2 protein-coding genes and 1 pseudogene are annotated in these 2,402 nt (G+C 75.4%); 2 read left to right on the forward strand and 1 reads right to left on the reverse strand.

What is annotated here, in order from left to right:
- Nucleotides 1-218: 218 nt before the first annotated feature.
- Nucleotides 219-629 carry a secondary thiamine-phosphate synthase enzyme YjbQ gene (locus AC0CYZ_RS20830; protein WP_472218812.1) on the forward strand — a complete coding sequence of 137 codons (411 nt, stop codon included), beginning with the start codon at nt 219-221 and terminating at the stop codon, nt 627-629.
- A 29-nt stretch (nt 630-658) separates the two neighbouring features.
- Nucleotides 659-1,924, forward strand: coding sequence for a geranylgeranyl reductase family protein (locus AC0CYZ_RS20835; RefSeq protein ID WP_472218814.1), 1,266 nt, complete (start codon nt 659-661; stop codon nt 1,922-1,924).
- Nucleotides 1,925-2,176: 252 nt separating this feature from the next.
- On the opposite strand, the pseudogene AC0CYZ_RS20840 reads toward AC0CYZ_RS20835, so the two are convergent.
- Nucleotides 2,177-2,402 (reverse strand): annotated as a pseudogene (locus AC0CYZ_RS20840) (carbonyl reductase); the annotation flags it as partial.

Raw genomic sequence — 2,402 nt, forward strand, 5'->3', positions numbered from 1 at the left:
CCGGCGCCGATCCCGCGCCCGGCTCCGGTGACCACGGCGACTCCGGCGTGACCGGTCATGGGGTGGGTCCTCTCAGTCGGGGGGCGGCTCCTGGGTGCAAGCGAAGCCCTATCGGCGTGCTCATCTCTCCGCTTGCACCCAGTGGCAGTAAAGCCACGTCGTCGCGGGCCGGGCCGGGCGATTCTGGCGCACCCCGCTCCGTCGTAGGCTCGCGGGCGATGCGCAGCGAGGAGATCGAGATCCGGACCGGCGGTGACGAGACCGTCCGTGACATCACCCGGGAGTGCGAGCGCTTCCTCGGCGACGCCGACGCGCGGGACGGGCTGCTGCACGTCTTCGTCCCGCACGCCACCGCGGGCCTGGCCGTCATCGAGACCGGGGCGGGCAGCGACACCGACCTGCTCCGACAGCTCCGCGAGCTCCTCCCCGCCGACGACCGCTGGGGCCACCGTCACGGTTCCCCCGGCCACGGCCGCGACCACGTGCTGCCCGCGCTGATCAGCCCGTCGCTGTCGGTCCCGGTGCTCGGCGGGCGGATGGCGCTGGGCACCTGGCAGTCGGTCTGCCTCGTCGACACCAACGGCGACAACGCGTCCCGGAAGGTGCGGCTCAGCCTGCTGCCCGGCTGACCCGCGCCTCCCAGGGCATGCTGGAGGGCGTGAACACCCCGACGCGCACCGACGTCCTCGTCGTGGGTGCCGGCCCCGCGGGCTCGGCCGCCGCGGCGCGCGCCGCCGAGGCCGGCCACGACGTCGTCCTCGCCGACGCCGCCGTCTTCCCCCGCGACAAGGCCTGCGGCGACGGCCTGACCCCGCGGGCCATCGCCGAGCTGCAGCACCTCGGGCTCGGCGAGTGGGTCAAGGGACGGGGCGAGAACCGGGGGCTGCGCGCGGCCGGCTTCGGCCAGCTGCTCGAGCTGCCCTGGCCGGGCGGGTCGCTGCCGGCGCACGGGGGCGCGGTCGCGCGGACCGAGCTCGACGCCCGGATCCGCACCGCGGCGCTGGAACGCGGCGCGGTGCCGGTCGAGGGTGCGCGGGCGGTCGACGTCGAGCGCGACGGCGACCGGGTCACCGGCGTCGTCTTCGACGGCCCGGACGGGCCCACGACGATCGCCTGCCGCCACCTCGTCGTGGCCGACGGGGCGCGCTCCACGCTCGGGCGGGTGCTCGGCCGCGTCTGGCACCGCGACACGGCCTACGGCGTCGCCGCCCGCGGCTACGTGCGCTCGGGGCGCCACGACGACGAGTGGATCTCCTCCCACCTCGAACTTCGGGGCACGGAGAACGAGGTCCTCTCCGGCTACGGCTGGGTCTTCCCGCTGCACGACGGCCACGTGAACATCGGCGTCGGCACCCTCGCGACCGAGGCCCGGCCGGCGAACATCCGCCTCCGTTCGCTCATCGCCCACTACGCCGAACAGCGCCGCGAGGACTGGCAGCTCGACGGCGAGGTCAGCGACGTCGCATCGGCGCTGCTGCCCATGGGCGGCGCGGTCTCGAACGTCGCGGGGCGGAACTGGGCGCTCGTCGGCGATGCCGCGGGCTGCGTGAACCCGCTCAACGGCGAGGGCATCGACTACGGGCTGGAGACCGGGCGCACCGTCGTGGACCTGCTGGGCGAGGACGACCTCACGCTCGCCTGGCCTGCCACGCTGCGCCGCCAGTACGGGTCGGCCTTCTCCATCGCCCGTCGGCTGGCCGGCCTGCTGACGACGCCGAGGCTGCTGCCGCTGGCCGGTCCGGTCGGCATGCGGTCCCGGGCGCTCATGACGGTGGCCCTGCGCGTCATGGGCAACCTGGTCACCGACGAGGACGAGGACCTCGTCGCGCGGGCGTGGCGGCTCGCGGGACGCGCGTCGATGCGGGCCGACGTGCTCCCGCCGTTCCCGGCGGCCGACCTGCGGACGCCCGCCGTCGCGGGCTGAGGGGTCGGGCGTCGCGCCCCGGCCGCGCCCTGCCCCGTCCAGCCCCACTCCGCTGATCAACAGCACACGAGGCACGCCGTCGGCCCCTACCGCATGCCCCGTGTGCCCGTGATCACGGGCGTTGGCTCGACCGGCGCCGCCCCCGACCACGAGGGGCACACCGCGCATGACGGAGGCGCGCCGAACCTGCCTCACGTGCTGATGATCATGGCGAGAGAGTCGGTCAGGAGACGGGGCCGGCGCGCGACATCCTCACGGCCGCCAGGACAGGACGCGGCCGTGGCGCACGAGCTCGCCGTGGTGCGCCGGATCGACGGGACCGAGCGCCAGGTCGAGCAGCGCGACCGCAGCCTCGTCCGCGCTGGGCGCGCCGCTCACGTCCCACCACAGTCCCGACGTCGGGGTGTTGATCATCCCCGGACACACCGCGGCCAGCAGGATCCCGCGACGGAGATCCTCCTCCCGCCGTGACGCGGCC

The sequence above is a fragment of the Actinomycetospora sp. genome (assembly GCF_055612215.1).